Source organism: Uruburuella testudinis (assembly GCF_022870865.1).
GTDB classification, from domain to species: Bacteria; Pseudomonadota; Gammaproteobacteria; order Burkholderiales; family Neisseriaceae; genus Neisseria; species Neisseria testudinis.
Genome location: NZ_CP091508.1, coordinates 307,194 through 332,231 on the forward strand (window position 1 = coordinate 307,194; position 25,038 = coordinate 332,231).

The window sequence follows — 25,038 nt, forward strand, 5'->3', positions numbered from 1 at the left end:
GGGCAGATGTTGAAGAGGGTTTGTTTAATATTTAACGGAGGCCGTCTGAAAATGCCGCGCAGCGGCGCACTGTAAATAAAATTTAATCACTGCAAAAGCAGGCAAACAGCGGTTTAAAAATAATATTCGGGCTATATTTGCAGCTACCCATACACAAAACACAGAAGGAAAGTAAATGAATAAAACCAAACTGACTGCTTTTTTACTGGCTGCCGGCCTGAGCGTAAGCGGTGTGGCTGCGGCTGAAACCTTCGGTGCGGCGGCACAAAACCAACAAGGTGCGGCGCAAACGGTTGCTGCGGCTAAAAAATTGGCTGATGACCATAAAGTGGTGTTGGAAGGCAGCATCGTTAAGAAAACCGGTCATGAGCACTATGAGTTTCGCGATGCCAGCGGCAGCGTGACTGTGGAAATCGATGACGACGATTGGCGCGGCCTGAGTGTGACTGCGGCTGATAAAGTGCGTATTGAAGGCGAAGTCGAGCACAAGCGCGGCGGTCAGGTTGAGATTGAAGTCGACCGTATTGTGAAACTGTAATTCATTTGCTTGATAATAAAAGGCCGTCTGAAAGCTTGATATGCTTTCAGACGGCCTTTGTTGTTGATACCCTTCACAAAAACAGCCTGATTGTGTTGGCCGGATTTGCTCATGCAGCGTGTCAAACCGCGCTCTTTGAGCCGTGCCCGGCAGCTGCATGTTCAGGCAAAATTTCCTTATCAACGGCGCCGGGCAACTCAATGTGTTTGTACAGCCTTATCCGGCGCGTTGTTCCAATACGGCAACGGCGGGCAGCTCTTTGCCTTCCAAAAATTCGAGGAATGCGCCGCCGCCGGTGGAAATATAGCTGATTTGGTCGGTGATGCCGAATTTGGCAATCGCGGCTAAAGTGTCGCCGCCGCCTGCGATAGAAAAGGCATTGCTTTGGGCAATTGCCTTGGCCAAAGCTTCGGTGCCGCCGGCAAACTGGTCGAATTCAAACACACCCACCGGGCCGTTCCACACGATGGTGCCGGCGGCTTTGAGCATGTCGGCCAGTGCGGCGGCAGATTGCGGGCCGATATCCAGAATCATATCGTCAGCCGTTACTTCGGCTACCGGTTTGACCGTGGCTTGGGCATCGGCGGCGAATTCGGCGGCCACCACCACATCGGTGGGCAAGGGCACGATGCCGCCTTTGTCGGCCATTTTCTGCATGATTTTTTTCGATTCTTCCACCAAATCATGTTCGGCCAGCGATTTGCCGATGGGCGCGCCTTGTGCCAGTAGGAAGGTGTTAGCGATGCCGCCGCCGACAATCAGTTGGTCGACTTTGTCGGCCAGGCTTTCGAGAATGGTGAGTTTGGTGGAGACTTTGCTGCCGGCCACGATGGCCACCAGCGGGCGGGCAGGGGCTTTCAGGGCTTTGCCGAGTGCATCCAATTCACCGGACATCAATACACCGGCGCAGGCGACAGGAGCAGCTTGCGCCACAGCTTCGGTTGAGGCTTGGGCGCGGTGGGCGGTGCCGAACGCATCGTTGACGAAAACATCGCACAAGGCCGCGTAGGCTTGACCCAATGCCAAATCGTTTTTCTTTTCGCCTTTGTTGATGCGCACATTTTGCAGCATCGCCACTTCGCCCGCTTGGAGCGCCGGCTGGTTGTCGCGCCAGTCGTTGAGCACTTTCACTTCTTTGCCCAGCAGTTTGCCCAGATGTGCCGCCACGGGGGCAACATCATCTTCGGGCTTGAACTCGCCTTCGGTGGGGCGGCCCAGATGCGACATCACTATCACGGCAGCGCCGTTGTCCAAACAGTATTGAATCGAGGCCAGCGAGGCGCGGATGCGGGTGTCGTCGCTGATGGCGCCGTCTTTAAACGGCACGTTCATGTCGGCACGGATTAAAACGGTTTTGCCTTGCACGTTTTGCTCGGTGAGTTTCAAAAAAGCCATGTCGGTTCCTTTGCGGTTGAGTCGGAATAATCGGGAATTTCAGCTGCCGTATTATGCGGCAAGCCTGTCTGCGGGTAAAGGCGCGTGTGGGTGCGGCTTGATGTGCATCACCTTACAATCGCTTACAGGTTGCCGGTTATGCCCGTTCACAAAAATAAGCTAACGGCATGGGCCTGCCTGAGCTCGAAGATGACTGCTTTCGCTAAGGCGCTGAAGCGCCAAGTCAGCCGGCCCTCTGCGTGTGTACTGTTTTCAGCCCGCTGTCTAACTTGCTGATGTGAACGGGCATTATGCAGCCGTTAAACTAAATCATCTTATTTTGTTGTTGCTGCGGTGTTGTCGCCATGCCAAGGCGCGACTTTATACAGCAGCAGCATGCCCGGTACGGCCAGGAAAAAGCACAGCCAGAAAAAATTCACGTAGCCCAGCCATTCGATCAAATAGCCGGTGCTGGCGTTGATAAAAGTGCGCGGCACGGCAGCGAGGCTGGTGAACAGGGCGAGCTGGGTGGCGGTAAAAGCAGGGTTGGTTTCGCGCGCCATATAGGCGACAAAAGCCGCCGTGCCCAAGCCTACTCCCACGGCTTCGGCGCCGATAACGGCGGCCAGCATCCAGCGTTCGGAAGCGCCCACTTCGGCAAACGGCCCCATATCGGCCAGCCACACGAAACCCAAAATGGTCACAATCTGCACCAAGCCAAACAGCCACAATGCTTTGTTGATGCCGAGCTTGAGCATCCAGATGCCGCCGATGATGCCGAAAATCACCGCCGGCCACAGCCCGGCATTTTTGGCAATCAGGCCGATATCGGTTTTGCTGTAGCCCATATCGAGATAAAACGGTGTGGCCAGTGCGGTGGCCATGCTGTCGCCAAGTTTGTAGAGAAAAATAAACGCCAGCACCAACAGCGCCTGTTGCACGCCTTTTCTGCCGAAAAATTCGCTGAACGGCTCAACCACGGTTTGATAGAAGGTTTTCGGTGCGGCAGGCGGCAGTTGCGGTTCGCGGGCGATAAACAGCGTCATCAGCAGGCCGGGAATCATAAACAGCGCGGTAATCAGAAACACATTCTGCCAGGGCATGATGTCGGCCAGAATCAGCGATAGAGAACCGGGCACCAGCGCGGCGATGCGGTAGGTGTTGACATGCACGGCATTGCCCAGCCCCAATTCGTTGTCGGGCAGAATTTCGCGGCGGAAGGCATCGAGCACGATATCTTGGCTGGCGGAGAAAAAAGCCACCACCAGCGATAAGCCCATGATGATGTGCATATGTTGGTGCGGATTGAGAAATGCATAAGCTGCCAGCGCGAGTAGCAGGCTGATTTGGGTAACCAGCATCCAGCCGCGGCGGCGGCCGAGAAAGGGCAACTGCACCGCATCCATCAGCGGCGACCACACGAATTTCCACGTAAACGGCAGGCCGATCAGGGCGAACAGGCCGATGGTTTTCAAATCAATGGCTTCGCTGCGCAGCCAGGCCGGAATCAGGTTGATCAGAAAATACAGCGGCAGGCCGGAAGTGAAGCCGGTAAAGATACAAATCAGCATGCGGCGGGTAAAGATTTGCTGCCAGATGCCGGGTGGGGTTGTGTGCATGGAAAATCCTGAATGATGCCGTCTGAAAGGCTTCAGACGGCCTTAAAATTAAGCGGTATTGTAACAATAAGCGTTGAGGCCGTCTGAAAAGATTATGCAAAAACAAGCGGCATGGCGGGTGTTTGGGGCGGGTGTTTGTTTGTCGGGCGGTTTTCAAGCGTGAGAAAGGCATGCCCGGCGGTTTGCTGCCCGCTCCCGCAGAAGAGCTCGAGTGGCAGGCCGTCTGAAAGGCTGCTGTGGTTTAAAAGCGCCCGGCAGCTCGAATCAATCATGCAATTGTGTAGCGTGGACTTTGCCTGCGGAATATCAGCCGCTAGGGTGTCCTGACAATTCAGAATTATTCATGTCAAACCACGCAATTTGTGCGGGGAAAGCAGGCCGAGCGGCCGCAATCTTTCAGACGGCCTCTGCCGCCGTATCTTCGCTATCTTTGCCGCTGCCGTCGGGTAGGGCGGGCGCTTGTTCGGCCTGTTCGGCCAATTGTTTGTCGAGCTGTTTGGTGGCTTTGATGCCGAGTTTGCGCAGCTTTTCGGCACGGTTGACAAGATTGCCGCGGCCTTCGGAAAGCTGTTTGTAGGCGGCCTGATATTGGGTTTGTGCCTGCTCGATGTTTTTGCCGACGCTTTCGAGCGTGGTCACGAAGCCGACGAATTTGTCGTACAGCTTGCCACCCTCATCGGCAATGGCTAGCGCATTTTGGTTTTGCTGCTCGTTGCGCCAGATGTTGGCAACGGTGCGCAGGGTGGCCAGGAGGGTGCTGGGGCCGGCGAGCATGATGCGTTTGTCGAAACACTCTTGAAACAGGCTGTTGTCGTGTTGCAGCGCCAACAGATACGCAGGCTCTACCGGGATAAACATAAACACGAAATCCAGCGTGTTGACGCCTTCGATATTGCTGTATTGCTTGAGCGACAGGCTTTTGATGTGGGCGCGGATGCTGGCCACGTGGGCGGCGAGCGCGCGGCCGGCTTCGTCGGCATCTTGTGCTTGGGTGTAGCGCACATAGGCGGTGAGCGAGACTTTGCTGTCGATGATGATTTGTTTGTTGTCGGGCAGGTTGACTAAAACGTCGGGCTGGAGGCGGCGGGTGCTGCCGTCTTCTTCGGTGCGGGTGCCGGCGGCCTGCACGAGGTATTCGCGCCCTTTGCTGAGGCCGGAATTTTCGAGCACGGTTTCCAAAATCATCTCGCCCCAGTTGCCTTGGGTTTTGTTTTGGCTGCCAATCAGCGCTTGGGTGAGGGCTTTGGCGTCGGTGTGCAGCTGGCTGTTGAGGGTTTGCAGGCGCTTGAGCTCGTTTTCAAGTGTGAGCCGCTCTTTGGCTTCTTTTTCGTAGGTGTTTTGCACTAGCTCGCTGAATTTGCCCATGCGCTCGTTGAGCGGGGTGAGCAGGCGGTTGATGCTTTCGGTGTTGTGTTCGCTGAATTTTTTGCTTTTTTCTTCGAGAATGTTGTTGGCGAGGTTTTGAAATTGGTCGCTCAGGCTTTGGCGCGCTTCGGTGAGCAGGGCAAGTTTTTCTTGGTGGGCCAGGCGCTCTTGTTCGATTTGGGTGGCCAGGCGCTCGTTGCGGATTTGGGTGTCGGCCAGTTGCTGCTGCAAATCGTTGAAATCGTTTTTCAGACGGCCTGCTTCTTGTTCGCGCTGTTGCAGATGCTCGATTTGCTGGCCGGCGGCGGCGAAACGGCTGTGCAGCGCTTGCAGCTGGGTTTGCAGCTCGCGGGCGCTGCGGTGTTGTTCAGCCAGCTCGTTTTGCAGCGGCGGCAGCTGGCGGTTGATGGTTTCGGCGGTGGCCAGCGCGTTTTGGGTGTTTTGATATTGCTGGCGGAGCGCGGTCAGCGCGGTTTCCGCTTCGGCCTGCTCTTGTGCGGCAAATTGGTATTGCTGGGTGCGCTCGGCAAGTTGGTTTTGCAGGGCGGCGGTTTCTTCGCGGTGGGCGCTGCGTTCGGTTTGCATGCGGGTTTGGTGTTTGTGGTTCAGCAGCAGCCAGATAATCAGGGCGCTGAAAAAGGCGGCGGCGAGGGCGGCGAGAATGAGGTGGAGTTGGGTGTCGGTCATAGTGGGTAAATGAAAGAGAGGCCGTCTGAAAAAAGAATTCGGGGGGTTACTATATCATGTTTAGATGTTTCAGACGGCCTGTTTGCGGTATGATTCAGACCGATAATATCTGAACAGGATAAGGATTGTGGGCGGATTTTGGGAAGCGGTGCTGTTTGCGGTCGGAGTGACGGTGCCGAGTATGTTGTTGCTGCTTTTTGGCATGCTGCTGCGCCGCAGCGGCCAGATTAACGGTGATTTTTGCGCACAGGCTGCCAAGCTGGTGTTTAACTACGGCTTGCCGACACTGCTGTTTGTGAACCTGCTCAAGGGCGAGATTCATTACGGCGAACAGTTGGTGCTGTTGGCGGCGGGGGTTGGTTCTACGCTGCTGCTGTATTTCGGAGCGGAGCTGTATGCCTGGCGCTTTGTGCCGGAAACGCGCGATAAGGGTGTGTTTGTGCAAGGTGTGTTCCGCAGCAATCTGGGCATTATGGGGCTGGCGTTTGTGCAAAATGCTTACGGTGACGGCGGGTTGGCCGCAGGGGCGGTGTATATGGGCGTGGTCACGATTTTGTTTAATATTCTGGCGGTGATTACGCTGAGCCGTTCTGCTGAGGGCTCGTGGGCGGCGAAGATGAAAGTGATGGGCGGAAAAATCATCACCAATCCGCTGATTGTTGCGATTGTGCTGGCGTTGGCGTTGCAGGCGCTGGCGCTGAAAGTGCCGCGGCCGCTGCTGCAAACGGCGCAATATGTGGGCAATATTTCGCTGCCGCTGGCGCTGATTTGCGCAGGGGCGACGTTTGATATGAAGTCGATGTTGAAGATGTCGGATATTTCGTTGCAGGCCAGCATCGGGCGCTTGGTGGTGGCGCCGCTGGTGGCGGTGGCGGTGGGGCTGCTGTTGGGGCTCGAAGGTGTGCCCATGGGGGTGCTGTTTTTGATGACGGCCACGCCGGTGGCGGCGACCAGTTATGTGATGGCCAAGGTGATGGGCGGCAATGATGTGGCGGCGGCGAATATCACCGGCATTACTACGCTCGGGGCGCTGTTTTCGGCAGCTGTAGGCATTGTAGCGCTGCGCAGCATGGGCTTGATGTAGCGGCGATATCATCATGCCGTCTGAAAACTTTCAGACGGCATGATGATGGTTTTGATTGTTAAGTTGCCAAGGCCTTTCAGACGGCCTCTTCAGTGACTGTTTTCATCTTTACCGTTTTCATCTTCAATGAGGGATGTGGCGGCGGCAAACCATTTTCCCACCACTTCATTCACTTCTTCCTTGCCCTGTTTTTTCAGGCTGGAAAACAGTTGCACGCTGACCGGTTGGCGCTCGGCATAAGGTTTCAATGCTTTTTTGACCGCCGACAAGGTTTTGATTTGCTCGTTTTTGGATAATTTGTCTGCTTTAGACAACAAAATATGCACCGGCCGGCCGGTGTGGTGGAAAAAATCCAGCATCTGCACATCCAGCGCTTTGAGCGGGTGGCGGGCATCCATAATCAGCACCAGGCCGATAAGCTGGCGCCGCTGTTGCAGATAATCGCCCAGCAGCCTCACCCAGTGGGTGCGGATGGCCTCGGGCACTTGGGCATAACCGTAACCGGGCAGGTCGACCATAAAATGACCGTCGGCCAGCTCGAAAAAGTTGATGTGCTGGGTGCGGCCGGGGGTTTTCGATACATAGGCCAGGCGCACGTGGTTGGTCAAGGTGTTGATGGCGCTTGATTTGCCCGCATTACTGCGCCCCACAAAGGCGATTTCGGCCGGTGTGTCGGGAAGGTCTTTCAAATGATTGACCGTAGTAAAGAATTTTGCGTTTTGAAATAGGTTCATGGGTAGTAAAATTGTGTGAACTTAGTATAGAATAGCATGTTTATAGCGTTATCGGTTTGGCCGGGCACAAAAATCAGGCCCGGTGTTGAGTATTAGCAAAGGGTATTGCAGGCAGCGGGCCTGACAATGCTGTCATCAGGAGCACTTCCATGAAACGGTTTACCTTACTGGCTTTAACGGCGCTGGCTGCCGGCTCGGCATTGGCTGCCGAACTGAAAGGCGATGTTGCCAAGGGCAAAGAAATCGCAACCAACGTGTGCGCAGCCTGCCATGCGGCAGACGGCAACAGCGGCATTGCGATGTATCCGAAGCTGTCGGCTCAGTTTTCAAACTATATTTTCCATCAGACCAAAGATATTAAAGACGGCAAGCGCACCACCGGGGCGGCCGCGTCGATGGCGCCGATGGTGATGGGGCTGTCTGATCAGGACATCGCCGACGTTTCGGCTTTCTATGCCAAACAGTTTCCCAAGCAGGGCGAAACCAATCCTAAAGAAAACCCCGAGCTGGGCGCCCGTATTTTCCGCGGCGGCCTGGCCGATAAGAAAATTCCGGCCTGCATGGCCTGCCACGGCCCCAACGGCGCCGGTATTCCGGGCGGCGGCACCGATATTCTGGCCTACCCGCGCTTGGGCGGCCAGCACAAGGCTTATGTGGTTGAGCAGCTGAAGGCCTACCAAAGCGGCCGTCGCGAAAATGCCATTATGGCCGACGTGGCCAAGCGTATGTCTGATGAAGAGATGAATGCGGTGGCCAACTTTATCCAAGGTTTACATTGATTCATTTGCGGTTTGAATGATTTTTCAAGTTATCATGCCGGGAGGCCGTCTGAAAGCTGTTTCTTTCAGACGGCCTTGCCTACAGTTTGACCGACTGTTTTATCCGTTTGTATTGTTGTATAAAATCCACAGTTATGAGCCAGCCTAAACCTTCTCTTCCCCTTATCCGCCGCCCGTGGTTTGCTTTTTTAAGCTCCATGCGTTTTGCTGTGGCCTTGCTGTGCCTGCTCGGTATCGCTTCGATTATCGGCACGGTGTTGCAGCAGGGGCAGCCGGTGGCGAATTATCTGGTGAAATTCGGCCCGTTTTGGACGGAAATTTTCGGCTTTCTCGGTTTGTTTGATGTGTATGCATCGGGCTGGTTTGTGGTGATTATGTTGTTTTTGGTGCTTTCCACCGGCTTGTGTTTGTGGCGCAATATTCCGCCGTTTATGCGCGAGATGAAGTCTTACCGCATCAAGGCGGGCCGGCAGTCGCTCGCGGCCATGCGGCACAGCACCGTGCTCGCGGGGCGGCTGACGCCGGAAATCGCCGTGCGCTATCTTGATGTGCAGGGTTTCAGCAGCAAAACCGTGGTGCGGGAAGACGGCTCGCTGCTGGTTGCCGCCAAAAAAGGCGCCATGAACAAATGGGGCTATATCTGCGCCCATGCCGCCATTATCGTGATTTGCCTGGGCGGCCTGATCGACAGCAATATTTTGCTCAAAGCCGGCATGCTCAGCGGCCATATCGTGCCCGACAATGATTCGCTGTATGCCAAAGATTTCAAACCGGAAAGCACGTTGGGGCGCAACAATATTTCGTTTCGCGGCAATGTGGATATCCGCGAAGGGCAAGGCGCGGACGTGGTATTTCTGAATGCCGATAAAGGGATGCTGGTGCAGGATTTGCCCTTTACCGTCGATCTGAAAAAATTCCATATCGATTTTTACGATACCGGCATGCCGAAAGATTTTGCCAGCGACTTGGTGGTCACCGACAAGGCCACCGGTGAAAAAATCGAACAAACCATCCGCGTTAATCATCCGCTGACTTTGCACGGCATCACCATTTACCAGGCCAGCTTTGCCGACGGCGGCTCCGATTTGAAATTCAAAGCCTGGAATCTGGCCGGCAACAGCCGCACGCCCACAGCGATGGATGCCGTATCGATGCGCCAGTTTCCATTTGAGATGGGCGGGCGCAAATATCAGTTGGAATTCGATCAGTTTACGGCCATGAATGTGGAAGACATGAGTGAGCCGTCTGAAAAAAAAGCGCAAAACTTTCAGACGGCCATTAATGATGTCCGAGCCGTGCGCCAAGATAAAAAATTTACCAATATCGGCCCGTCGATTATTTACCGGCTGCGCGATCAGGCAGGGCAGGCGGTGGAATATAAAAACTATATGCTGCCGGTGAAGCAGGAAGAAGATTATTTTTTCATCACCGGCACGCGGGAAGGCTTGGAGCAGCAATACCGCTGGCTGCGCCTGCCGGCCGATGCCCAAGGCAAACCTGATACCTTTATGGCATTGCGCGAGCGGATTAATGATGAAAGCGCCCGCAAACGCATTATCGAAGCAGCCACCCGCGGCACGCCCGCAGATATCCGCGACCGCTTCAATCAGGCGGCGGAAAACACCTTGAGCATTTTTGCGCAAGGCGGTTATTTGGCTTTGAATGATTTTATGGCGCAAAATATTCCGCAGGCCGAGCGCGCCAAAATGCAGGATTATTTTTATCAGATTTTATACGGCGCCATGAATGCCGCGCTGGAAGACACCATCAGCCATTACCGGCTGCCCGCGTGGCCGCAGGATGAAGCGCGCAACCGTTTTTTGTTTCACAGCATGGATGCCTATACCGGCCTGACTGTTTACCCGGCCCCCGTGCTGTTGCAGCTTGAGGGCTATAAAGAGGTGCGCTCTTCCGGCTTGCAGATGACCAAATCGCCGGGGGCGTCGCTGGTGTATGTCGGCTCGCTGCTGCTGGTGTTGGGCACGGTATTTATGTTTTATATCCGCGAAAAACGCGCTTGGCTGCTGTTTGATGATGGGGAAATCCGTTTCGCCATGTCTTCCAGCCGCAATGAGCGCGACTTACAAAAAGAATTTCCAGAACACACACAACGCCTGGAGCAGTTGGCGAAGGACTTAAACCATGACTAACCCTACTGAGCGCGGCCGGCTGCCCGAGCATGCCCTGCTGACGCATAAATCGTTTATCCGCCGGCTGACTGCGGCCGACTGGCTGTTTGCCGTTGCCATTGTTTTTATTGCGGTATTTTCCCAAACCCGTATCGGCCACCATATGGACGGTTATGAAGTGGCGATTTTGTGGTTCAGCGCCGCTTCGGCCATCTTGTTGGGCTGGTTTTTCAAACCCTTGCGCTGGTTTACCCCGCTCAGCGTGCTGCTGGCTTATACGGCGGTGTTGCTGTATGGCGGCAACATCAATCGCGGCGACGGCTTTTTGCTGAAATATTTTTTGAGCAGCCAGTCGGCGATTATGTGGCAGTGTGCCACCGTATTTTTTGCACTGTTTTGCTATATTGCCGGTGCGGTTGTGGCGAAACAACGCCACGCCGACACCAACACCTTGCTCGGTATGGGCACGGCGCTGGCTTGGGTGTCGGCGCTGGCCGGCTTTACCGGGCTGCTGGTACGCTGGCACGAAAGCTATTTGCTGCGCCCCGATGCCGGGCATATTCCGGTGTCGAACCTGTATGAGGTGTTTATTCTTTTTTTGGTGATTACGGCGCTGATGTATCTGTATTATGAGAAAAAATTTGCCGTGCAGAAGCTGGGCGGGTTTGTCTTTTCGTTTATGGCGGTGGTGGTGGTGTTTGTCTTGTGGTACAGCATCTCTCGTGATGCGCATGCCATTCAGCCGCTGATTCCGGCCTTGCAGTCGTGGTGGATGAAAATTCATGTGCCGGCCAATTTTATCGGCTACGGCGCATTCTGTATGGCGGCCATGCTCGGCATTGCCGAATTGTGGGCATTGGCCAACGAAGCCAAAGGTAAAAAATCATGGCTTCCCGAATCGCAAGTGATTGAAGAAGTGATGTATAAAGCCATTGCGGTGGGTTTTTTGTTTTTTACCATCGCTACGATTTTGGGCGCACTGTGGGCAGCAGACGCTTGGGGCCGCTATTGGAGTTGGGATCCGAAAGAAACCTGGGCGTTTATCGTGTGGCTCAATTATGCCGTGTGGCTGCATTTGCGCCTGGTGGCCGGCTGGCGCGGCAAAGTGCTGGCATGGTGGGCGATTGTCGGCCTGTTTATCACTGCTTTCGCTTTTATCGGCGTGAATATGTTTTTGAGCGGCCTGCATTCTTACGGCACTTTGTAAGCATTGGGTTGCCGCTTGCATTTTTGATGCAAACTGGTAAACTTGAATTTCTTATATTTAAGGCCGATTCACACCACCATGAAAGATGACGAGCAGAGCAGTTTACGTTGGCGTAATCCGTGTGGTGGCGTGTATGCAGCAGATTCAAGGCAACCCTGAAGCTTCGGGGTTGCCTTTTGTTATTTTTATTTTACAACCGTAACCAACCGTTCAATACCCATACAAAACAATCAGCCGAGGCCGTTGGGCTGTTTTTGTGAATGGGCATCAGACGGCCTGTAGATACTTGAGGCCGTCTGAACGGCATGCGTAAGGACATCAAATATTATGGATTTCAGTTGGCTCGCCGAACCGACCACTTGGATAGGTTTCGCTACTTTGCTGATATTGGAAGTGGTGTTGGGCATCGACAATCTGGTTTTTGTGGCGATTCTGGCCAATAAGGTCAAGCCTGCTTATCGCGATAAAGCCCGGATTACCGGCCTCTCTTTGGCCATCGTGATGCGTATCGTGATGCTGGCCTTTATGGCACACATCATGACGCTGACCCACCCGTGGTTTTACATCGGCTCGTTTGCGGTGTCGGGCAAAGATCTGATTATGCTGCTGGGCGGCTTGTTTCTGCTTTATAAAGCCACCACCGAGCTGCATGAGCGGTTGGAAGGACACAATCAATTTCATGTGGCCGATACGCAAAAAAAACACTCGCCGTTTTGGGGGGTGGTGTTGCAGATTTTGGTGCTGGATGCGGTGTTTTCCATCGATTCGGTGATTACTGCCGTGGCGATGGTGGATCATATCGTGGTGGCGATGGCCGCCGTCATCGTGGCCATGAGCGTGATGATTTGGGCAAGCAAACCGCTGACTGAATTTGTCGATAACCATCCTACCGTAGTGATGTTGTGCTTGGGCTTCCTGTTGATGATCGGTTTCAGTCTGATTGCCGAAGCGTTTCACTTCCATATTCCCAAAGGGTATCTGTATGCCGCCATCGGTTTCTCAATTCTGATTGAAGTGTTTAACCAGGTTTCGCAGAAAAACAGCAAGCGCAATGCCTATATCGGCAACACCTGGCGCCAGCGCACGGCGGAAAACGTGTTGGGCATGATGGGCATTCGCGAGGCGGTGCTGGCTAAGGCCGGAGAGAGTGTTGGGGAAGATGACAGCCATTTCGAAGAAAACGAAAAATCAATGATACGCAGCGTGCTCACGTTGGCCGAACGGCCGATTATGGGGGTGATGATACCGCGGCGCGACATCGAGCGGCTGGATATTTCGCAAAGCAGAGAAGAACAGTCTGCACAACTGCAAAACACGCCCTACAGCCGCCTGTTGGTGGTCGGCAAAGCAGGGGTAGACGAGCCGTTGGGTTATATCAACAAAAAAGATCTGCTGGCGCAACTGATCGACGGCGGCGAGATGAACATTCAAGCCGCCCTGCGCCAGCCGCTGGTTTTACCCGACAGCACCACTGCGCTGAATGCCATCGAGTTGTTCCGCAAAAACAGCGCTGATTATGCGCTGGTGGTGGATGAATTCGGCGCCATTCTCGGCATGGTTACCATGAAAGACCTGCTGGAAACCATCGCAGGCGAGTTTCCCGAAGAATTCGAGCGCGAAGATGCGCCGCTGATTGAAGAAAACAGTGAAGATGAAAGCTTCACGGTCGACGGCAGCATCGAATATGTGGAATTGGCGCAGCAAATCGACTTGCCGCCGCACAATGATGATGCCGATTACCATACCGTGGCCGGTTTGATGATGGAAGAGTTGCAAACCATTCCCGACGTGGGCGATGCGGTTGATTTTCACGGTTGGCGTTTTGAAGTAACCGAAAAAGAAGGCCAGCGCATTGAGCGTGTGCGCATCAGCCGCGTGCCTGATGCGGAGGATGTTTGAGCCAGGCTGCACAATAAAGTGGCTTTGCTGAAACCTGCACGTTTCAAATAGCCTGAATATGTTCGCCTGCCTGAGCCGCAGGAGCATGATTAAGCTTTGGATGCCAAGGATATCATTCCATTAATACTTCAGGCCGTCCGAACATTTTGCTTTCAGACGGCCTGATGATATATCCAGTAGCCAAATGCCTGATATTTATTCGGAAAAATAAATTGGTGTCGAAAGGCTGGCGCTGGTGCGCATTCACAAAATTCAGCTAACCCGGCGGCGGGCTGAAGACGGTGTACACGTATGGCGAGCCGGTACGGTTGGATGCTTTTTTTGAATGGGTATGAAAAAATGGTAAATGAAAAAAGACCACATGATGATGTGGTCTTTTTTTGAATCTGGTGGAGGTAAGCGGGATCGAACCGCTGACCTCTTGCATGCCATGCAAGCGCTCTACCAACTGAGCTATACCCCCAAATGGTGGCGAATCAGGGATTCGAACCCCGGACACAAGGATTATGATTCCTCTGCTCTAACCGACTGAGCTAATTCGCCGCTTTGTGTTGAAGACGTGATTATACGGGTTTTAAATTTTTGGGCAAGCGTTTTTTACAGGAATATTAATTTTTATTTGATTTTTCGGGGAAAATTACTTTTGATACCGCAAGCTTAAGGCCGTCTGAAAGTTTTTATACCCATTCACAAAACAGCCTGAATACATTCTTGTTAGCTTACTTTTATGTAGATGGGTGTAAAAAAGATGGGTGTAAAAAACTTTCAGACGGCCTCTGAAGTGGTTGTTTCGCTATAGTTTGTGGCAAATATCGCCAAAACTGAAACCTTGCCAATCAACATCGATATTCCGCCCAAGCGCCATCACTTTAAACAGCTCGCCCATTTCATGTTGGTCGATTAATTGGTGTAGGGCGGCGGATTGGTGTATGTAGTCGGCAGATTGCGGCTGCGCGGTTTGTGCCATGATGTCGGTAATGCCCAAATTGAGCAGAAAATGAGCCTGGCTGGTGTAGCCGATTAAATCCAGCCCCGCATCGGTGCCTGCCTGGGCGATGTCGGTAAAATTAACGTGTGCGGTCAGGTCGGTGAGGCCGATATGGAAAAACGGGTCGTGTACGGTGTGGTGGCGGTAGTGGCCGATTAATGTGCCCATGTGTCGTTGCGGGTGGTAATACTGGGCGGCATCAAAACCGTAATCGATAAAGATAAGGGCGCCGCAGGCCAGTTTGCCGGCCAAGGTGTGTATCAGGGCGTGTTGTGCCGGGTGTAGCTCGCTGGTGTAGGGTTCGCAGCCCGGAAAGTAGTTGCGGGCGGCTTGCAGCAGCGCGGGCGAAGTCAGCGGGCGGGGCGTTTGTGTGAACGTTTGTTTGGTCATGCCAACCCCGATTTGCCAAAACTGCCCTTGTTGTCGGCGGACCAATTCGCAGGGGATGGCATCGAGTACTTCGTTGCCGATGAGTATGCCGTTCAGTGTATCGGGCAGCTGGCTGAGATGTATCACTTTGTCGGCGTTTTCGGGAGCGTTTTCGGCAATATGGATCCGTTGGCGTTCGGCCAGCTCGGGCGAGACTTCGATGATGTAATAGTGTTTGATGCCGTCTGAAAGGCTGTTGAGTAAGGTGGCGGCCAGTGCGCCGGTGCCTGCGCCCAGCTCATACAGATTGCCTTCCGTTTGCGCCAGCAGCGGCTTGAGTTGGCGGGCCAGGGTTTGGCCGAACAGTGGTGAGAGGGTGGGCGCGGTAATGAAGTCGCCGCCGCTGCCGATTTTATGTGCGCCGCCGGTGTAATAGCCGTATTGCGGTGCATAAAGTGCCAGCTCCATAAAGCGTGAAAACGGTATCCAGTTTCCTTGCCGGCGGATTTCCTCGGCAATCAGCGTTTGCAATGCACGGCTGGCGGCTGCGGCTGTTGCAGAAGGGGGAGGAAGTTGTAAATCCATGATTGTTAGAACATGTAAATTTAAAAAGAGGATGCAGTCATTATAACCTGTATTGAAATGGTGCGGGTTTTGGTGTCTGAATACTATATATGGTATTTTTTATAATTAGTTGATACTAAATGTTGTATTTTTGCTTGTTTGAGGCCGTTGTCTGTAAAGGTGGCGGCCTGTTTTTGTGCCGATAAGTGCTTGTCTGGCCGTCTGTTTTTATGAAAAAGCCGATTTGACCGTGAGCATAAAATTTTTTATAGTGTGGGCATGTGGGGTAATGTGTGTCAAAGTGTCGCTATTGCCCGAAAATGATAACGGAGTGGGATAAAGTGTTTGGCGGCGTTCATGAATTGAGCATAGACAGCAAAGGGCGGTTGGCGATTCCTGCCAAGTTCCGCGAAATGCTGCTGCGCCATTACACCCCGGCCGTGGTGGCCACGCTGGATTCGCGCCACCGCCTGCTGATTTATCCCGAACCGGAGTGGGAAGGGGTTGCCCGCCAGCTGTTGGGTTTGAAAGTGGCCGGCAACCCGGCCTTGCAGCGTTATCAAAACCTGTTGTTGCACAATGCCGATACGCTGGAGCTGGATACCGCAGGCCGTGTGTTGCTGCCGGCCAATCTGCGCCGCCGTGTGGATTTCGATAAAGAAGTGACTTTGGTCGGCCGCGCCAACCGCCTTGAGCTGTGGGGCAGAGAGCATTGGGAAGAAGAAATGAATCAGGCGCTGGATATTGATGCGGACGAGCTGGCGTTTGAATTGAGCAAAACGGATTTGCAGCTATGAGTGAAACCACGCCGCACCGCCACATTACGGTATTGCTGAATGAAGCGGTGGATGCGCTGAATATCCGTGACAACGGTGTGTATGTTGACGGCACCTTCGGCAGGGGCGGCCATTCGCGGCTGATTTTGTCGAAGCTGGGCAGCGAAGGCCGTTTGGTGGTGTTTGATAAAGACCCGCAAGCCATTGCCGTAGCCCGTGAGCTGGCTGCCCGAGATTCGCGCGTGAGCGTGGTGCACAACGGTTTTGCCACGTTTCAGACGGCCTTGGATGATTTGGGCATTGGCAAGATTGACGGCGCTCTGTTTGATTTGGGCATTTCGTCGCCGCAAATTGACGAAGGCGCGCGCGGATTCAGTTTCCGTTTTGATGCGCCGCTGGATATGCGTATGGATCCGACCCGCGGCCAATCCGCTGCCGAATGGCTGGCGGCGGCTGAAGAGCAGCAGATACACGAGGTGATTAAAAATTATGGTGAAGAGCGGTTTAGTCGCCAGATTGCGCGCGCCATTGTTTCGCAACGCGAGGCCGCGCCCATTGATACAACCGGCAAGCTGGCGCAGCTGGTGGCGCAAAACGTCCGTACTCGCGAGCGCGGACAGGATCCGGCGACGCGGACGTTTCAGGCCGTTCGCATCTTCATCAACCGTGAGCTTGAAGAAGTAAAAGCCGTGCTGCCGCAAGCGGTGCAGCGTTTGAATACGGGCGGGCGCCTTGCGGTGATTGCCTTTCATTCGCTGGAAGACCGCATCGTGAAGCAGTTTATGAAGCAATATTCGCAACATGCGCCGCTGCCGAAATGGGCGGCAATACGTGAAGCCGATTTGCCGCAGCCGCCGCTTACCTTAATCGGTAAAGCTGTGAAGCCGTCTGAACAAGAAGTGCAAGGCAACCCGCGCGCCCGTTCGGCCGTATTGCGGATTGCCGGGCGCACGGGCGGTCAATTTGAAGCATCTGAGCAGGCCGTCTGAAAAAATAAGTGTATGAATAAATTAAATGTGATTTTGCTGGCGGCGGCGTTGTTGTCGGGCTTGGCGGTGGTAACCGTGCAAGACCAGTCGCGCCAATACTACATAGCGTTGGATAAGGCCGAAAAGCAGGAAGTGCAGCTTGAGCAGGATTATGCGCGCCTGAAGTTGGACCAGGCCAAGTTGTCCAACCACCAGCTGATTAAAAATGCAGCCGAAAGGCAAAACCTGCATCCGCCCGCCATGGCCGATACCCGCATGATTCAGATGCAATAACGGCCGGCACGTTCTGCCAATGGGTTTGTAAGAGGCAAAAACATCTGTAAATCGAATGGTCGGGATGCCGCGGGAGGCCCCGCAACGGCCGCAGAAGATTTTGTATGCCGGCGGATGCTGCCGACCATTGAATGAAATATTATAAAAACGAGAAGTTGCTATGTTAATCAAAAACGAATACAAGCCGCAGATGCTGCCCAAGCAGCCCAAGGGCAAGAAACCCGTCAGCACCAACGGGCGGATTGCGTTTGTGTTGGGCGGCTTGGCGCTTGCCTTTGCCGCATTGGTAGGGCGGGGCGTGTATCTGCAAACCACACAGCATGATTTTCTGAAAAATCAGGGCGACCAGCGCTTTGTGCGCACCTTGGCATTGCCCGCATCGCGCGGCACCATTACCGACCGCAACGGCGCCACCTTGGCGCTGAGTGCGCCGACCGAATCGCTGTATGCCGTGCCTTCCAGCATGGATGCGATGCCGCCGGCCGACAAGCTGGCCGAGCTCTCGGCGTTGACCGGTGTGCCGTTGGAAACCCTTGAGGCGCGGCTGGCCAAAAAAGACAAAGATTTTATCTATCTGAAACGCCAGCTGCCGAAAGAAACCGCCGATAAAGTGGCGGCCTTGGGCATTAAAGGGCTGGCTTTCCAAAAAGAAGCCAAACGCCATTATCCGATGGGCAATCTGTTTGCCCATGTGATCGGTTTTACCAATATCGACGGCAAAGGCCAGGAAGGCTTGGAGCTGGCGCGTGAAGATGATTTGCGCGGAGAAAACGGCGCCAAAGTGGTGTTGCGCGACAATAAAGGCAACATCGTCGACAGCCTCGATTCGCCGCGCAACCGCGATCCGAAAAACGGCCACGATATGGTGATGTCGATGGATCAGCGTATCCAAACGCTGGCTTATGAAGAGTTGAACAAAGCCATCGCCCACCACCGTGCCAAAGCCGGCAGCGTGGTGGTGCTGGATGCGCAAACCGGTGAAATTCTGGCGTTGGCCAACAGCCCGGCTTATGATCCCAACAATCCGGGCAAGGCCGACAGCGAGCAGCGCCGCAACCGCGCCGTTACCGATATGATTGAGCCCGGCTCCGCCATGAAGCCGTTTGCCATTGCCAAAGCATTAGATTCGGGCAAAGTGAATGTGAATACCTGGTTTAACACCAACCCCTATAAAATCGGCCCGGCCACCGTGCGCGACACCCATGTTTACCCTTCTTTGGATGTGCGCGGCATTATGCAGAAATCATCCAACGTGGGCACCAGCAAGCTGTCGGCCATGTTTACGCCGCATGAAATGTATGATTTTTACCGCAGCATCGGTGTCGGCCAGCGCATGCATTCGGGCTTTCCGGGCGAATCGGCCGGCCTGTTGCGCAAGTGGGAAAACTGGCGGCCGATCGAGCAGGCCACCATGTCGTTCGGCTATGGTCTGCAATTGAGCCTGCTGCAACTGGTGCGCGCCTACACCGTGATTACCCACGACGGCGAATTGCTGCCGATAAGTTTTGAAAAGCAGGAAGCCGCGCCCAAAGGGCAGCAGATTATCAAGCCCGAAACCGCCAAAGCCGTGCGCAATATCATGATTTCGGTCACTGAAAAAGGCGGCACCGGCACCGCCGGCGCAATAGACGGCTTTGATGTGGGCGCCAAAACCGGCACCGCCCGCAAACTGGTCAACGGCCGTTATGTCAACAATAAGCACGTGGGCACCTTTATCGGTTTCGCGCCGGCGCAAAGCCCGCGGGTGATTGTGGCGGTGAGCATCGACGAGCCTACTGTTAACGGCTATTACGGCGGCGTGGTGGCCGGGCCGGTGTTTAAAAGCGTGATGGCGGGCAGCCTGAATATTCTCGGCGTTTCCCCCACCAAACCCTTGAAAGAAACCATCGTGCAGGCCGCCCGCAACCCTTAGACAAGAGACCTTTGTATGTTCAGCGAATTATCCCCTTTAGCTGAAACCCATCTGCCGCCCCTGCTGTGTGATTTTACAGCAGGGCGGTTGCTGCATTCAGACAGCCGCAAAATCCGCCCCGGCGACATCTTCATCGCCTGCCAGGGCGAATATACCGATGGGCGCAGCTATATTCCCGCCGCCATCGATAACGGTGCGGCGTTTGTGTTTTGGGACGACGACGGCACATTTGCGTGGCCGTCTGAATACACCGTGCCCAATCAGGGCATCAAAGATTTGAAACGCCGCGCCGGCATTGTGGCTGCTGCGGTGTACGGCAATGTTTCAGACGGCCTCACCGTTTGGGGTGTAACCGGCACCAACGGCAAAACCTCCATCAGCCAATGGCTGGCGCAGGCCGGCGATTTGCTCGGCACCCCCACCGCCGTTATCGGCACCGTGGGCAACGGCTTTTGGGGCAAACTCGAAGCCGCCACGCACACTACCCCCGATCCGGTGTCGGTGCAAACCCTGTTGCACCACTTTGCCGGGCAAAACGCAAAAAATGTGGCGATGGAAGTGTCCAGCCACGGCCTCGACCAATTCCGTGTGAACGGCACCGCGTTTAAAAGCGCCATTTTCACCAATCTCACGCGCGACCACCTCGACTACCACGGCAGCATGCAGGCATACGGCGAAATCAAGGCGCGGCTGTTTTATTGGCAGGGTTTGCAGCATGCGTTTATCAATATCGACGACGACTACGGCGCTGTATTGGCAGGCCGTCTGAAAGCCGAGCGCCCCGATTTGGCGGTATATGGATATGGTTTCGGCGAACAGGCCGACATCCGCATCAACCGTTTTAGCGCTGCTTCAGACGGCATGAACGTGATGCTGGCCACACCGTGGGGCCGCAGCGAAATCAACAGCCGCCTGCTCGGACGCTTCAACGCCCAAAACCTTGCCGCCTGCGTAGGCCTGCTGTGCGCCAACGGTTATCCGCTGGATAAAGTATCGGCCGCGCTGGCGCAAATCCGCCCCGCCACCGGCCGCATGGACTGCATCATGAACCCCGGTAAGCCGCTGGTGGTGGTGGATTATGCCCACACCCCCGATGCGCTTGAAAAAGCCATTGCCACGTTGAATGAAATCAAACCGCAAGGTGCTGTGCTGTGGTGCGTGTTCGGCTGCGGCGGCAACCGCGACAAAGGCAAACGCCCGCTGATGGGCGCCGCCGCGACCGCCGCCGACAAAGTGGTGGTAACCAGCGACAACCCGCGCATGGAAGAGCCGCAAGACATTATCAATGATATTCTGCCTGCCGTGCCGCAGCCCGAACGGGTGGAAGCCGACCGTGCAGCCGCCATCCGATACGCCGTGGCGCAGGCCGCACCGCAAGACATTATCCTGATTGCGGGCAAAGGCCATGAAACCTATCAGGATATCTTGGGTCAGAAACAGCATTTTTCCGATTTTGAAGTGGCCGAAGCGGCGTTGGTCGGGCGATAGTTTTCAAGCGGCCTGTATAGGTTCAGGCCGTCTGAAAACAAGCACAGGATGGGTGTAAACCCAGCAAAATAATTCGATTGCTGAAAATATGAAGAAGGCATTAAATTAATGCAGTGGTTTAAACGTATATTTCCGGATTATTCACGCTTGCCGAAAAGCGGCAAATTTTTGGCATGGCTAACTTTTTTACAGGCTACACATTGGCTGGCTGTGTTGGTATTGCAGCAGGTTTTTGCGCCTGAAACGGTTTTTTGGTGGTCGGTATTGGTGATGCTGGCGGTGGCTGCACTCACTTTGGCGGCATCGTGGAATGCTTTTAAATATCGGGTCAAAGGCTTCCGGCTGATGTTGCTGGTATTTGCATTGGCTTTGATTAAGGTTCAATTTGGCAACAAGTTTTTTATCGATTTGACAGGAGTGCTGTCTTTTAGCGTGAGCTGGCATACCAATAATATAATGTTTGGTATCAATTTTTTAGCATTGCTGTTTTTGTGGTTGGCTGGAAAAAATATTGCTTATTTTACTGATGAAGCAGCCAGGCAACGCTCTGCAAATACGCCTGAGCAGATAGAAAAGCAGCAGGCGTAGGATGGGGCAAACTCATCAACATCTGATACGATACGAAAAATGATGGGTTCACGCCCACCCTATACTTAAAATCATAAATACGCTTTTCAGACGGCCTTTGCATAAACCACAGGCCGTCTGAAAGAAACTATAAATCATATGAAACCTTTAGATTTAAACTTTATTTGTGAAGCGCTCCATCTGCCGTTGCCGTCTGAAAATGCAGCGGTGCAGCGCATTGTTACCGACAGCCGCGATATACAAAGCGGTGATGTGTTTTTCGCGCTTGCGGGCGATCGCTTTGATGCACATGATTTTGTCGCCGACGTGTTGGAAAAAGGCGCATTGGCGGCGGTGGTGTCGCGTGAAGATTGCGCGGCGCTGCCGGATACGCTGCATGTGGCAGACACGCTGCACGCCCTGCAAACGCTGGCGCAGGCTTGGCGCAACCACATCAACCCGTTTGTGGTCGGCATCACCGGCTCATCGGGCAAAACCACGGTGAAAGAAATGCTGGCGGCAGTATTGCGCCACAGCTTCGGTGCGGAAACGGTGTTGGCCACAGCAGGCAATTTCAACAACCACATCGGCCTGCCGCTTACCTTGTTGAAGCTCACGCCGGCGCACCGTTATGCGGTAATTGAAATGGGCATGAGCCATTTTGGCGAATTGGCGGCATTAACACAAATCGCCAAGCCCGATGTGGCGCTGGTCAACAATGCCTTGCGCGCGCATGTCGGTTGCGGTTTTGACGGCGTGGGCGATATTGCCCGCGCCAAAAGCGAGATTTATCAGGGCTTGGCTTCAGACGGCCTGGCGCTGATTCCGTGTGAAGACGCTCATCAGGCGGTGTTTCAGACGGCCTCAAAAGCATTTAAACGGCAGACGTTCGGTGTGCAGGGCGGTGATATTCATGCTGAAAACATGGTATTGAAGCCTTTGTCTTGCGAATTTGATTTGGTGTACGGCGGCAAACGGGCGGCGGTGGTGCTGCCGGTGCCGGGGCGGCACAATGTGCACAATGCCGTGGCCGCCGCCGCATTGGCCTTGGCGGCAGGGTTGGATGTGCAAAACGTTGCCGACGGTCTTAAAAATTTTGCCAACATCAAAGGCCGTCTGCAAATCAAACCGGGCATCAAAAACGCCACCGTGCTCGATGATACTTATAATGCCAACCCCGACAGCATGAAAGCGGCGTTGGATGTGTTGGCCGAGCTGCCCGCACCGCGCGTGTTTGTGATGGGCGATATGGGCGAACTCGGCGCAGACGAAGCCGCCGCCATGCATGCCGAAGTGGGCAGGTATGCGCACGGCAAAGGCATCGAAGCGGCTTATTTTGTCGGCGATGAGAGTGTGCATGCGGCCGAAGCATTCGGTGCGGCGGGTTTGTGGTTTGCTGATAAAGATCCGCTGATTCAGGTGCTTTGCCACGATTTGCCGCCGGGTGCGCATGTGCTGGTGAAGGGGTCGCGTTTTATGAAAATGGAAGCTGTGGCCGCCGCGCTGGCCGAACATTGAATCGGGTTAGCCAGATGCCGTCTGAATGTTTCAGACGGCCTGTGCGAAGCGGCAACATCAATAAAAGCAATATCAATTAAAGGAATCAGCCCATGCTGTTATGGCTTGCAAATATTTTCGACAACTGGATTACTGCCTTTAATGTGGTGCATTACACCACGTTTCGCGCCGTGATGGCGGCACTGACTTCGCTGGCATTTTCGCTGCTGTTGGGGCCGTGGACCATCCGCAAGCTCACGGCGCTGAAAGTCGGCCAGGCGGTGCGCCACGACGGCCCGCAAACCCATTTGGTGAAAAACGGCACCCCGACCATGGGCGGCTCGCTGATTCTGACCGCCATTGCCGTGTCTACGCTGTTGTGGGGCAATCTGGCCAATCCGTATATCTGGATTTTGCTGGTGGTGCTGCTGGCCACCGGCGCGCTCGGTTTTTACGACGATTGGCGCAAAGTGGTTTATAAAGACCCCAACGGCGTGTCGGGCAAGTTTAAGCTGGTGTGGCAATCAGTGGTGGCGCTTTCGGCCGGCGTGTTTTTGTTTTATTTTGCCCATTTGAGTGCCAGCAATGCCTTTATCGTGCCGTTTTTCAAGCAAATTGCCTATCCGCTCGGCGGCATCGGCTTTGTGGTGCTGACTTATTTTGTGATTGTCGGCACATCGAATGCGGTCAACCTCACCGACGGCTTAGACGGCTTGGCGGCGTTTCCGGTGGTGCTGGTGGCGGGCGGCTTGGCAATTTTTGCCTATGCCAGCGGCCACGTGGAATTTGCCCGTTATCTGCAATTGCCGCACGTGGTGGGCGCAAATGAAGTGGTGATATTCTGTGCCGCGATGTGCGGGGCGTGTTTGGGCTTTTTGTGGTTCAACGCCTATCCCGCGCAGGTGTTTATGGGCGACGTGGGCGCCTTGGCGCTGGGCGCAGCTTTGGGCACGGTGGCAGTGATTGTGCGCCAGGAAATCGTGCTGTTTATCATGGGCGGGTTGTTTGTGGTGGAAGCGGTGTCGGTGATGTTGCAGGTGGGCTCTTATAAAACCCGCAAGAAGCGCATTTTTCTGATGGCGCCGATTCACCATCATTACGAACAAAAAGGCTGGAAAGAAACCCAAGTGGTGGTGCGCTTTTGGATTATCACCATGATTTTGGTGCTGATTGGCCTGACGACTTTGAAAATCCGCTAGGGTGTCTTGATGTGTTGTTGATGAGGTTTTTTTGTTCCTGTAAATGCAGATACCAGGCAAAAAACGCAGCAAGATTGGACATCTTGCGAGGCTTTTTCACGCAGCAGATGTGTTTTCAGAGGCAAAATACCCCCATCAATCGAATGGACAAGACACTCTGAAAGCCGTCTGAAAGCCATTGTGTTTAACAGTAGGAAAAATGATGTTTATCCATCCAAAAACTTTTGCTGTTTTACTTTTGCCGGTGCTTGTCAGTGGCTGCTTGACTTTGTCTGGCCATTACGAGTTGAAAGCCTTTGATCACAATGGCAAACCGGCTTTGGGCAATATTCGCTCGGTAGCCCAAGGCAGCGGCATTTATAGCGCGCGCAACGCGATGTGCTCGGCATTGGAGACGGGGGCAACCATTCGTATTTATCATTTGGAAACGGGTAAAGAGTTGGCAAGCGAAAGCCCTTATCATTGCCGCCGGCATAAAAAGGCCGTCTGAACATGAGCACGATGTATGCCTCACTCGGCGGAGAAACGGCAGTGGCCGCACTGACCGACCGTTTTTACGATTTGATGGATTTGGAGCCGTGTTATGCGGCTTTACGCGCCACACACGGCGAAACGCTGGATTACGCGCGCGAGCGCCTGTTTCAATTTTTAAGCGGCTGGCTCGGCGGCCCCGATTTGTATCAGCAGGCGCACGGTCATCCGCGTTTGCGCCAGCGGCACATGCCGTTTGCCGTCACCATGCAGCTGCGCAACGAATGGCTGGCTTGTTTTGCGCAGGCTTTGCAGGAATTGGCAGTGGCAAAAGAGCTGGCCGAGCCGCTGCTGTTTAATCTGTTTGTATTGGGCGACTGGATGCGCAACCAGCCCGAACCGCAATATGCGCCGCCGCAACCGCCGATGGCCGCCGATGTGCAGCGCCTGCCGCAATTGCAGGCGCTGTTGCAGCAATACGGTATCGAGGGTTTTTTTCAGACGGCCTCTGTCATGGATGTTGAATAAGC

Annotated in this window: 21 protein-coding genes and 2 tRNA genes; 16 read left to right on the forward strand and 7 right to left on the reverse strand. The window is 54.2% G+C overall.

All coding sequences use genetic code 11. The features are described from left to right. Positions 1-175 precede the first annotated feature (175 nt). Complete coding sequence (locus LVJ83_RS01360) at positions 176-538, forward strand: YgiW/YdeI family stress tolerance OB fold protein (RefSeq protein ID WP_244785581.1); 363 nt, start codon at positions 176-178, stop codon at positions 536-538. A 216-nt stretch (positions 539-754) separates the two neighbouring features. On the opposite strand, the gene LVJ83_RS01365 is transcribed toward LVJ83_RS01360, so the two are convergent. The 3 genes from LVJ83_RS01365 to LVJ83_RS01375 all read right to left on the reverse strand — a co-directional run bounded on the left by LVJ83_RS01365 (position 755) and on the right by LVJ83_RS01375 (position 5,481). Continuing rightward, positions 755-1,933: a phosphoglycerate kinase gene (locus LVJ83_RS01365; RefSeq protein ID WP_244785583.1), complete on the reverse strand. Its 1,179-nt coding sequence runs from the start codon at positions 1,931-1,933 to the stop codon at positions 755-757. A gap of 314 nt (positions 1,934-2,247) precedes the next feature. Then, a complete protein-coding gene (locus tag LVJ83_RS01370) occupies positions 2,248-3,531 on the reverse strand; it encodes an AmpG family muropeptide MFS transporter (RefSeq protein WP_244785585.1) in 1,284 nt (427 codons plus the stop codon). A gap of 396 nt (positions 3,532-3,927) precedes the next feature. Further along, entirely contained in the window at positions 3,928-5,481 is a 1,554-nt protein-coding gene (locus LVJ83_RS01375; protein WP_244787584.1) for a DNA recombination protein RmuC, read from the reverse strand. 229 nt (positions 5,482-5,710) lie between these two features. On the opposite strand from LVJ83_RS01375, the gene LVJ83_RS01380 reads away from it, so the two are divergent. After that, the gene (locus tag LVJ83_RS01380; RefSeq protein WP_244785587.1) at positions 5,711-6,667 is read left to right on the forward strand and encodes an AEC family transporter; all 957 of its coding nucleotides are present in this window, start codon (positions 5,711-5,713) and stop codon (positions 6,665-6,667) included. Between the two features lie 89 nt (positions 6,668-6,756). Here the strand turns inward: LVJ83_RS01380 and yihA are convergent, their stop codons facing one another. Further along, positions 6,757-7,401 (reverse strand): ribosome biogenesis GTP-binding protein YihA/YsxC, encoded by a 645-nt coding sequence (yihA, locus tag LVJ83_RS01385; RefSeq protein ID WP_244785589.1) that lies wholly within the window; start codon positions 7,399-7,401, stop codon positions 6,757-6,759. Positions 7,402-7,550: 149 nt separating this feature from the next. Between yihA and LVJ83_RS01390 the strand changes: the two genes are divergently transcribed. The 4 genes from LVJ83_RS01390 (at position 7,551) to LVJ83_RS01405 (ending at position 13,415) form a co-directional block, all read left to right on the forward strand. Beyond that, positions 7,551-8,180 carry a c-type cytochrome gene (locus tag LVJ83_RS01390; protein WP_244785591.1) on the forward strand — a complete coding sequence of 210 codons (630 nt, stop codon included), beginning with the start codon at positions 7,551-7,553 and terminating at the stop codon, positions 8,178-8,180. Positions 8,181-8,377: 197 nt separating this feature from the next. Further along, positions 8,378-10,330, forward strand: coding sequence for a cytochrome c biogenesis protein ResB (locus tag LVJ83_RS01395; protein ID WP_244787586.1), 1,953 nt, complete (start codon positions 8,378-8,380; stop codon positions 10,328-10,330). After that, positions 10,323-11,516 (forward strand): c-type cytochrome biogenesis protein CcsB, encoded by a 1,194-nt coding sequence (ccsB, locus tag LVJ83_RS01400; protein WP_244785593.1) that lies wholly within the window; start codon positions 10,323-10,325, stop codon positions 11,514-11,516. Before LVJ83_RS01395 ends, ccsB begins: the two co-directional genes overlap by 8 nt. Before the next feature lie 327 nt (positions 11,517-11,843). After that, positions 11,844-13,415: a TerC family protein gene (locus LVJ83_RS01405; protein ID WP_244785595.1), complete on the forward strand. Its 1,572-nt coding sequence runs from the start codon at positions 11,844-11,846 to the stop codon at positions 13,413-13,415. Positions 13,416-13,802: 387 nt separating this feature from the next. Here the strand turns inward: LVJ83_RS01405 and LVJ83_RS01410 are convergent. The 3 genes from LVJ83_RS01410 to LVJ83_RS01420 all read right to left on the reverse strand — a co-directional run bounded on the left by LVJ83_RS01410 (position 13,803) and on the right by LVJ83_RS01420 (position 15,357). Continuing rightward, positions 13,803-13,878 (reverse strand) — tRNA-Ala (locus tag LVJ83_RS01410). 3 nt (positions 13,879-13,881) lie between these two features. Beyond that, positions 13,882-13,958, reverse strand: a tRNA-Met gene (locus LVJ83_RS01415). Positions 13,959-14,208: 250 nt separating this feature from the next. Then, entirely contained in the window at positions 14,209-15,357 is a 1,149-nt protein-coding gene (locus LVJ83_RS01420; protein WP_244785597.1) for a class I SAM-dependent methyltransferase, read from the reverse strand. A 320-nt stretch (positions 15,358-15,677) separates the two neighbouring features. On the opposite strand from LVJ83_RS01420, the gene mraZ reads away from it, so the two are divergent. The 10 genes from mraZ to LVJ83_RS01470 all read left to right on the forward strand — a co-directional run bounded on the left by mraZ (position 15,678) and on the right by LVJ83_RS01470 (position 25,036). Next, positions 15,678-16,133, forward strand: a complete 456-nt coding sequence (mraZ, locus tag LVJ83_RS01425) for a division/cell wall cluster transcriptional repressor MraZ (protein WP_244787588.1) — start codon at positions 15,678-15,680, stop codon at positions 16,131-16,133. Then, the gene (rsmH, locus tag LVJ83_RS01430; RefSeq protein ID WP_244785599.1) at positions 16,130-17,101 is read left to right on the forward strand and encodes a 16S rRNA (cytosine(1402)-N(4))-methyltransferase RsmH; all 972 of its coding nucleotides are present in this window, start codon (positions 16,130-16,132) and stop codon (positions 17,099-17,101) included. Before mraZ ends, rsmH begins: the two co-directional genes overlap by 4 nt. A gap of 12 nt (positions 17,102-17,113) precedes the next feature. Further along, positions 17,114-17,374, forward strand: a complete 261-nt coding sequence (gene ftsL / locus LVJ83_RS01435) for a cell division protein FtsL (RefSeq protein WP_244785601.1) — start codon at positions 17,114-17,116, stop codon at positions 17,372-17,374. A gap of 160 nt (positions 17,375-17,534) precedes the next feature. Then, positions 17,535-19,286 carry a peptidoglycan D,D-transpeptidase PBP2 gene (penA, locus tag LVJ83_RS01440; protein ID WP_244785604.1) on the forward strand — a complete coding sequence of 584 codons (1,752 nt, stop codon included), beginning with the start codon at positions 17,535-17,537 and terminating at the stop codon, positions 19,284-19,286. 15 nt (positions 19,287-19,301) lie between these two features. After that, positions 19,302-20,774, forward strand: coding sequence for a UDP-N-acetylmuramoyl-L-alanyl-D-glutamate--2,6-diaminopimelate ligase (locus LVJ83_RS01445; protein ID WP_244785605.1), 1,473 nt, complete (start codon positions 19,302-19,304; stop codon positions 20,772-20,774). A gap of 108 nt (positions 20,775-20,882) precedes the next feature. Then, positions 20,883-21,362 (forward strand): hypothetical protein, encoded by a 480-nt coding sequence (locus LVJ83_RS01450; RefSeq protein ID WP_244785607.1) that lies wholly within the window; start codon positions 20,883-20,885, stop codon positions 21,360-21,362. A 138-nt stretch (positions 21,363-21,500) separates the two neighbouring features. Further along, positions 21,501-22,859 (forward strand): UDP-N-acetylmuramoyl-tripeptide--D-alanyl-D-alanine ligase, encoded by a 1,359-nt coding sequence (locus tag LVJ83_RS01455; RefSeq protein ID WP_244785609.1) that lies wholly within the window; start codon positions 21,501-21,503, stop codon positions 22,857-22,859. A 92-nt stretch (positions 22,860-22,951) separates the two neighbouring features. Continuing rightward, positions 22,952-24,037, forward strand: a complete 1,086-nt coding sequence (gene mraY, locus LVJ83_RS01460; RefSeq protein ID WP_244785611.1) for a phospho-N-acetylmuramoyl-pentapeptide-transferase — start codon at positions 22,952-22,954, stop codon at positions 24,035-24,037. A 202-nt stretch (positions 24,038-24,239) separates the two neighbouring features. Then, a complete protein-coding gene (locus LVJ83_RS01465; protein ID WP_244785613.1) occupies positions 24,240-24,527 on the forward strand; it encodes a hypothetical protein in 288 nt (95 codons plus the stop codon). Between the two features lie 11 nt (positions 24,528-24,538). Next, positions 24,539-25,036: a group II truncated hemoglobin gene (locus tag LVJ83_RS01470; RefSeq protein WP_244787590.1), complete on the forward strand. Its 498-nt coding sequence runs from the start codon at positions 24,539-24,541 to the stop codon at positions 25,034-25,036. The last annotated feature ends 2 nt before the right edge of the window (positions 25,037-25,038 follow it).

Bases quoted from the DNA above. Each gene is read 5' to 3' on its own strand.
- LVJ83_RS01360 (WP_244785581.1), top strand. From the start codon at position 176: ATGAATAAAACCAAACTGACTGCTTTTTTACTGGCTGCCGGCCTGAGC.
- LVJ83_RS01365 (WP_244785583.1), bottom strand. From the start codon at position 1,933: ATGGCTTTTTTGAAACTCACCGAGCAAAACGTGCAAGGCAAAACCGTT.
- LVJ83_RS01370 (WP_244785585.1), bottom strand. From the start codon at position 3,531: ATGCACACAACCCCACCCGGCATCTGGCAGCAAATCTTTACCCGCCGC.
- LVJ83_RS01375 (WP_244787584.1), bottom strand. From the start codon at position 5,481: ATGCAAACCGAACGCAGCGCCCACCGCGAAGAAACCGCCGCCCTGCAA.
- yihA (WP_244785589.1), bottom strand. From the start codon at position 7,401: ATGAACCTATTTCAAAACGCAAAATTCTTTACTACGGTCAATCATTTG.
- LVJ83_RS01390 (WP_244785591.1), top strand. From the start codon at position 7,551: ATGAAACGGTTTACCTTACTGGCTTTAACGGCGCTGGCTGCCGGCTCG.
- LVJ83_RS01395 (WP_244787586.1), top strand. From the start codon at position 8,378: ATGCGTTTTGCTGTGGCCTTGCTGTGCCTGCTCGGTATCGCTTCGATT.
- ccsB (WP_244785593.1), top strand. From the start codon at position 10,323: ATGACTAACCCTACTGAGCGCGGCCGGCTGCCCGAGCATGCCCTGCTG.
- LVJ83_RS01405 (WP_244785595.1), top strand. From the start codon at position 11,844: ATGGATTTCAGTTGGCTCGCCGAACCGACCACTTGGATAGGTTTCGCT.
- LVJ83_RS01420 (WP_244785597.1), bottom strand. From the start codon at position 15,357: ATGGATTTACAACTTCCTCCCCCTTCTGCAACAGCCGCAGCCGCCAGC.
- rsmH (WP_244785599.1), top strand. From the start codon at position 16,130: ATGAGTGAAACCACGCCGCACCGCCACATTACGGTATTGCTGAATGAA.
- ftsL (WP_244785601.1), top strand. From the start codon at position 17,114: ATGAATAAATTAAATGTGATTTTGCTGGCGGCGGCGTTGTTGTCGGGC.
- penA (WP_244785604.1), top strand. From the start codon at position 17,535: ATGTTAATCAAAAACGAATACAAGCCGCAGATGCTGCCCAAGCAGCCC.
- LVJ83_RS01445 (WP_244785605.1), top strand. From the start codon at position 19,302: ATGTTCAGCGAATTATCCCCTTTAGCTGAAACCCATCTGCCGCCCCTG.
- LVJ83_RS01450 (WP_244785607.1), top strand. From the start codon at position 20,883: ATGCAGTGGTTTAAACGTATATTTCCGGATTATTCACGCTTGCCGAAA.
- LVJ83_RS01455 (WP_244785609.1), top strand. From the start codon at position 21,501: ATGAAACCTTTAGATTTAAACTTTATTTGTGAAGCGCTCCATCTGCCG.
- mraY (WP_244785611.1), top strand. From the start codon at position 22,952: ATGCTGTTATGGCTTGCAAATATTTTCGACAACTGGATTACTGCCTTT.
- LVJ83_RS01465 (WP_244785613.1), top strand. From the start codon at position 24,240: ATGTTTATCCATCCAAAAACTTTTGCTGTTTTACTTTTGCCGGTGCTT.
- LVJ83_RS01470 (WP_244787590.1), top strand. From the start codon at position 24,539: ATGTATGCCTCACTCGGCGGAGAAACGGCAGTGGCCGCACTGACCGAC.